The following is a 6560-nucleotide window of genomic DNA, read 5'->3' on the forward strand; positions in this document are numbered from 1 at the left end:
CGGCGCGGGCTTATACTGCTGTGAATTGTAGCTGAGGGGTGTGCTGGGTCACACGGGCTCTGCGCCTGCCGCTCCTGCTCCCTGCTGAGCATGCCTGCATCGGCGCCAAGGGTCCGGCGGCGCGTGGGACGCGCCCCCTGCAGCGGCCCTTTCTCCCCTGATGAACATCCATGAGTTTGCGTATCTACAACACGCTGTCGCGTGCATTGGAAGCGTTTTCGCCAATCGAACCGGGCCATGTGCGCATGTATGTGTGCGGCATGACCGTGTACGACCTGTGCCACCTGGGACACGCGCGCTCCATGGTCGCTTTCGACGTGGTGCAGCGCTGGCTTCGGGCCAGCGGAAATCGCGTGACCTATGTGCGCAACATCACCGACATCGATGACAAGATCATCCGTCGTGCCGTGGAGAACGGCGAGACCATTCGTTCGCTGACCGACCGCATGATCGACGCGCTGCACCAGGACGCCGACGCCCTGGGCATCGAACGCCCCACGCATGAGCCGCGCGCCACCGAATACGTGCCGCAGATGCTGTCCATGATCGGCCGCCTGCAGGACAAAGGCCTGGCCTACCAGGGCAGCGATGGCGACGTGAACTTTGCCGTGCGCAAGTTCCCCGGCTACGGCAAGCTGTCGGGCAAGTCGCTGGACGAATTGCAGGCCGGCGAACGCGTGGCCGTGCAGGACGGCAAGCAGGACCCGCTGGACTTCGTGCTGTGGAAAAGCGCCAAGCCCAGCGAGCCCGACGAGGTCAAGTGGGCCAGCCCCTGGGGCGCGGGCCGGCCGGGCTGGCACATCGAGTGCTCGGCCATGGGCTGCGAGATGCTGGGCGAGAGCTTCGACATCCACGGTGGCGGTGCCGATCTGCAGTTCCCGCACCACGAAAACGAGATTGCCCAGAGCGAAGGCGCGACCGGCAAGCCTTTCTCGCAGGTCTGGATGCACAACGGCTTCATCAACGTGGACAACGAGAAGATGTCCAAGTCGCTGGGCAACTTCTTCACCATCCGCGACGTGCTCAAGGAGTACGACGCAGAGACCGTTCGCTTCTTCGTCGTGCGCAGCCACTACCGCAGCCCGCTGAACTACAGCGACGTGCATCTGAACGATGCGCGCGGCGCGCTCAAGCGCCTGTACACGGCGCTGAGCCTGGTGGCCCCTGCCGAGGTCGCCATCGACTGGAGCCATCCCGCTGCCGCACGCTTCAAGGCGGCCATGGACGAGGACTTCGGCACGCCCGAGGCCGTGGCCGTGCTGTTCGAGCTGGCCGCAGAAGTCAATCGCAGCAAGAGCGCCGAGACGGCGGGCCTGCTCAAGGCCCTGGCCGGATGCCTGGGCTTGCTGCAGGGCGACCCCCAGGCCTTCCTGCAGGCAGGAGCGGCAGATGTGGATGCCGCCGCCATCGAGGCGCAGATTGCCGCACGCGCAGCCGCCAAGGCGGCCAAGGACTGGGCCGAGGCCGACCGCATCCGCAAGGCGCTGCTGGAACAGGGCATCGTGCTCAAGGACTCCCCTGCAGGCACGACCTGGGAGGCAGCCGCCAAGGGCTGATCCGTATGCCTTGCCAGACGTGCCGCGCCAGGTGCGGGGAGGTGCTTTGATGGCCTCCGCCAAACCCCTGGACACCATGGATTTCGAGCAGTTGCCGCTGGTGGCCGATCTGCCCGTGCCCGAACAGCAACCGGCCCCGCTGCCGGTGGTGACGCTGGGCGCGCGCGCAGGCTCGCCGCCTGCCGCCGCAGCGGCCGCTGCCGCCACGCCCAAGGCCAAGATATCGCTGCCCGCGCCGCCCGAAGGCGCGCCTGCCTACTGGGCCGAGGCCTGCCGCCAGCTCGTGCGCCGCGACCGCGTGATGAAGCGCCTGATCCCGCGCTTTGCCCACCTGGCCCTGCAGCCCGGTGGCGATGCCTTTGCCACGCTGGCGCGCTCCATCGTGGGCCAGCAGATCTCGATGAAGGCCGCGCAGACGCTGTGGAACAAGTTCGCACGCCTGCCTGCGCGGATGGCGCCTGACCTGGTGCTCAAGCTCAAGGTGGACGACATGCGCGCCGTGGGCCTGTCCGCCCGCAAGGTGGACTACCTGGTGGACCTGGCCATGCATTTCACCGAGCACCGCCTGCACCAGGACGACTGGCAGGGCATGAGCGACGAAGCCATCGTGGCCGAGCTCATGTCCATCCGCGGCGTGGGCCGGTGGACGGCCGAGATGTTCCTCATCTTCTACCTGCAGCGGCCCAATGTGCTGCCGCTGGACGATGCAGGCCTGATCTCGGGCATCAGCCAGAACTATTTTTCAGGCGACCCCGTCAGCCGCAGCGAGGCGCGCGAGGTTGCCGAGGCCTGGAAGCCGTGGTGCACCGTGGCGACTTGGTATATTTGGCGCTCGCTCGAGACGCAGCCTGCCGCCTGAAGACAAACCGATCACACCCGATCAACCCCCGTTTTCCGGTCGGAACGCATGCACCGTGCCTGGCTGGGACAAGGAGAAACAAGTTGGCGAAAAAGAACTTTCTGGATTTTGAGCAGCCCATCGCCGAGCTCGAATCCAAAATCGAGGAACTGCGCTACGTGCAGACCGAAAGCGCAGTCGACATCTCGGAAGAGATCGAGCAGCTCAGCAAAAAGAGCCTGCAGCTGACCAAGGACATCTACAGCGACCTCTCGCCCTGGCAGATCACCAAGATCGCGCGCCATACCGAGCGTCCCTACACGCTGGACTATGTGCGCGACTGCTTCACCGACTTCATCGAGATGCACGGGGACCGGCACTTTGCCGACGACCAGTCCATCGTGGGCGGGCTGGCGCGCTTCAATGGCATGTCCTGCATGGTCATCGGCCACCAGAAGGGCCGCGACACCAAGGAGCGCACGCTGCGCAACTTCGGCATGACGCGCCCCGAGGGCTACCGCAAGGCCCTGCGTCTCATGAAGACGGCCGAGAAGTTCGGCCTGCCGGTCTTCACCTTCGTGGACACGCCCGGCGCTTTCCCCGGCATCGAGGCCGAGGAGCGCGGCCAGTCCGAAGCCATCGGCCGCAACATCTACGAAATGGCACAGCTGCAGACCCCCATCATCACCACCGTCATCGGTGAAGGCGGCTCGGGCGGCGCACTGGCCATTGCCGTTGCCGACCAGGTGCTGATGCTGCAATACGCCGTCTACTCCGTGATCAGCCCGGAAGGCTGCGCCTCCATCCTCTGGAAGACCGGCGAGAAGGCCCAGGACGCGGCCGATGCCATGGGCATCACGGCCCACCGCCTCAAGGCTTTGGGCCTGGTGGACAAGATCGTCAACGAGCCCGTGGGCGGCGCCCACCGCGACCCCAAGCAAATGGCCGCCTTCCTCAAGCGTGCGCTTGGCGATGCCTACCGCCAGCTGGCCGACCTCAAGCCCAAGGAACTGCAGGACCGCCGCTACGAGCGCCTGCAAAGCTACGGCCGTTTCGCCGATACCAAGGCAGACAATCGCTGAAGGCCAGCGCCACGCTCTGGCACACTGAACGGCTCCCCCTGGGAGCCGTTTTCTTTTTGCGCCGGGACTCGGCCTGAGTCCTGCCATACCTGATCCAAGCCTGTGGAAATGCCGATCACCGACCTGCCGCAGAACCTGCCGGACACCTCATCAGACGCCGCGTCAGACGTCGCGTCAGGCGCCGCCTTGGGTGCTGCCATCCAGCGCTTTGCGCCACCGCTGCCGCTGGCCGTTGCCTTCAGCGGCGGAGCGGACTCCACTGCGTTGCTGCTGGCCTGCGTCGAGCGCTGGCCGGGCCAGGTCGTCGCCATCCATGTGCACCACGGTTTGCAGTCGGCCGCCGATGCCTTTGTGCTCCAGTGTGAAAAAACCTGTGCGCAGCATGCCGTCCCCTTGAAGATCTGCCGCGTGGATGCGCGCCACGCGCCGGGCCAAAGCCCTGAGGATGCGGCGCGTCAGTTGCGCTACGCCACGTTGATCAAGGCCGCCACCGAGCCCTGGCCTGCGCAGGGCGGTGTGCCCATGCCTGCCGTTCGCAGCCTGGCCCTGGCGCAGCATGCCGACGATCAGGTCGAGACGCTGCTGCTGGCACTGTCGCGCGGCGCCGGCGTTGCGGGGCTGGCCGCCATGCCGGCGCAGTGGAGCAGGGCGGGACTTGCGTGGTATCGACCGCTGCTTGATCTGCCTGGCCAGGTATTGCGGGACTGGCTTGCTGCGCGCGGCCAGGAGTGGGTGGAAGACCCTTCCAATGCCGATGCCCGCTACACCCGCAATCGCATCCGCGCCCAGTTGCTGCCGGCGTTGCGCCAGGCCTTCCCCCAGTTTCGCGCCACCTTTGCGCGCAGCAGCCGGCATTGCGCCGAAGCGGCCGAGCTCCTGCAGGAGATGGCCCAGGCCGACCTGGGTGCGGTGGGCAACCCGCCCCGCATCGCCGCATTGCAGGCGCTGAGCCCGGCGCGCCAGGCCAATGTGCTGCGCCACTGGCTGCGCAGCGTGCATGCCACCACCCCGAGCGCCGCGCAGCTCGATCAACTGCTCGCGCAGGTCGGCGTTTGCCGTACGCGAGGCCACCGCATCCATCTCAAGATGGGCAGGGGTTTTGTGCGGCGCCTGGGGTCAGTGCTCGATTGGTACAATTGACAGGTTTTGGTCCAACTTTGCACGAAAACCGGCGGCGCGCCAAAACCAAATGGCTTGCGCAAGACGGGTCTGGACGGACATTTCGCTACATGCGCAGTCCTCTTGAGCACCTGGCTTGCACAAGCACCCCCTGTCGTACAGCGCCGTGCCTAGCAGTTTCGTCACCCTGATATCCAATGGCACTGATCGTTCATAAATACGGCGGCACCTCGATGGGCTCGACAGAGCGCATCCGCAACGTTGCCAAGCGCGTGGCCAAGTGGGCTAGGGCCGGTCACCAGATGGTGGTCGTCCCCAGCGCCATGAGTGGCGAAACCAACCGTCTGCTGGGCCTGGCCAGCGAGCTGGCTCCCAGCTCGGCCAAAACGGCGTACTACCGTGAACTCGACATGCTCGCCTCCACGGGCGAGCAGGCGTCGTCGGCACTGCTGGCCATTGCGCTGCAGGCCGAAGGCCTGGAAGCCATCAGCTTCTCGGGCTGGCAGGTTCCCGTGCGCACGGACAGCAGCTTCACCAAGGCGCGCATCGAGTCCATCGATGACAAGCGCGTTCGCGCCGAACTCGACGCTGGCCGCGTGGTCATCATCACCGGCTTCCAGGGTATTGATCCCAACGGTCACGTCACCACGCTCGGCCGTGGCGGCTCCGACACCTCGGCTGTGGCCGTGGCTGCGGCGCTGAAGGCGGCCGAATGCCTGATCTACACCGACGTGGACGGCGTCTACACCACCGACCCGCGCGTGGTGCAGGCTGCCAAGCGCCTGAACACCGTGAGCTTCGAGGAAATGCTGGAGATGGCCAGCCTCGGCTCCAAGGTGCTGCAGATCCGCTCCGTGGAATTTGCCGGCAAGTACAAGGTGCCCATGCGTGTGCTCTCCAGCTTCACGCCCTGGGACATCGACCTGGAGGAAGAGTCCACCTCCGGCACGCTGATTACTTTTGAGGAAGACGAAAAAATGGAAAAGGCCGTCGTATCCGGCATCGCATTCAACCGCGGCGAAGCCAAGATCTCCGTTCTCGGCGTGCCCGACACCCCCGGCATCGCCTACGGCATCCTGGGCCCGGTGGCCGACGCCAACATCGAAGTCGATGTGATCATCCAGAACATCAGCAAGGAAGGCAAAACCGACTTCAGCTTCACCGTCAGCCAGGGCGACTACCAGCGCGCCATGGAACTGCTGCGTGACAAGGTCGTGCCTGCCCTGGGTGCCTCCGAAGTCGTCGGCAATCCCAACATCGCCAAGGTCAGCATCGTCGGCATCGGCATGCGCAGCCATGTGGGCGTGGCCTCCACCATGTTCCGTGCGCTGAGCCAGGAAGGTGTGAACATCCAGATGATCTCCACCTCCGAGATCAAGACCTCCGTCGTCATCGACGAGAAGTACCTGGAGCTGGCCGTGCGCGCGCTGCACACCGCCTTCGGCCTCGACAAGACGGAATAAAATCGATGTTTTGCCGAAACCGGCAAAAAAGCACGTTACAATAACGTCATTCCGGAAACGTGACCGAGTGGCCGAAGGTGCTCCCCTGCTAAGGGAGTATGGGGTGTAGAGCCTCATCGAGGGTTCGAATCCCTCCGTTTCCGCCAGAATCAAAAAGCCACCCGCAAGGGTGGCTTTTTTTATGAGAGGGTTGCTTCGGTGGCCTGATCGGGCGGCTGGGGCTGATGCTCTGGTTGCGGTGGCGAAGTTCTTCTTGTTGGCTTGTTGAAAAAACGTGCTACAATGCAAGGCTCTGCTAAAGAGAGCGATGCAGATCGCTGGTGTTGAAAAGATCGAAGAAATTTGATTGCAACGACGCTAAAAACTGTGCTAGAATTCAAGGCTTCGCTGATCGCAGCAAGTCAGAAGCAAGGAAGAAATTCTTCGCTTCGATCCTTAAAAATATACAGCCGATAAGCGTGGGCGTTTGAGGCGAACAGCCAAGTTCTTTGGAACTCGGCTC

5 protein-coding genes and 1 tRNA gene are annotated in these 6560 nt (G+C 64.3%); all 6 read left to right on the plus strand.

Annotated features, from left to right (window positions below):
- The first annotated feature begins 170 nt into the window (after window positions 1-170).
- The 6 genes from cysS to PO605_RS29875 all read left to right on the plus strand — a co-directional run bounded on the left by cysS (window position 171) and on the right by PO605_RS29875 (window position 6204).
- On the plus strand, window positions 171-1556 hold the full coding sequence (gene cysS, locus PO605_RS29850; RefSeq protein WP_047325717.1) for a cysteine--tRNA ligase: 1386 nt from the start codon (window positions 171-173) through the stop codon (window positions 1554-1556).
- 49 nt (window positions 1557-1605) lie between these two features.
- Window positions 1606-2415, plus strand: coding sequence for a DNA-3-methyladenine glycosylase family protein (locus tag PO605_RS29855; RefSeq protein WP_016450533.1), 810 nt, complete (start codon window positions 1606-1608; stop codon window positions 2413-2415).
- 83 nt (window positions 2416-2498) lie between these two features.
- Complete coding sequence (locus PO605_RS29860) at window positions 2499-3476, plus strand: acetyl-CoA carboxylase carboxyltransferase subunit alpha (RefSeq protein ID WP_016450532.1); 978 nt, start codon at window positions 2499-2501, stop codon at window positions 3474-3476.
- A gap of 108 nt (window positions 3477-3584) precedes the next feature.
- Entirely contained in the window at window positions 3585-4616 is a 1032-nt protein-coding gene (gene tilS, locus PO605_RS29865) for a tRNA lysidine(34) synthetase TilS (RefSeq protein ID WP_047473328.1), read from the plus strand.
- 176 nt (window positions 4617-4792) lie between these two features.
- On the plus strand, window positions 4793-6058 hold the full coding sequence (locus tag PO605_RS29870) for an aspartate kinase (protein WP_016450530.1): 1266 nt from the start codon (window positions 4793-4795) through the stop codon (window positions 6056-6058).
- A gap of 53 nt (window positions 6059-6111) precedes the next feature.
- A tRNA-Ser gene (locus PO605_RS29875) sits at window positions 6112-6204 on the plus strand.
- The last annotated feature ends 356 nt before the right edge of the window (window positions 6205-6560 follow it).

Source organism: Delftia sp. DT-2 (assembly GCF_028401915.1).
GTDB classification, from domain to species: Bacteria; Pseudomonadota; Gammaproteobacteria; order Burkholderiales; family Burkholderiaceae_C; genus Comamonas; species Comamonas tsuruhatensis.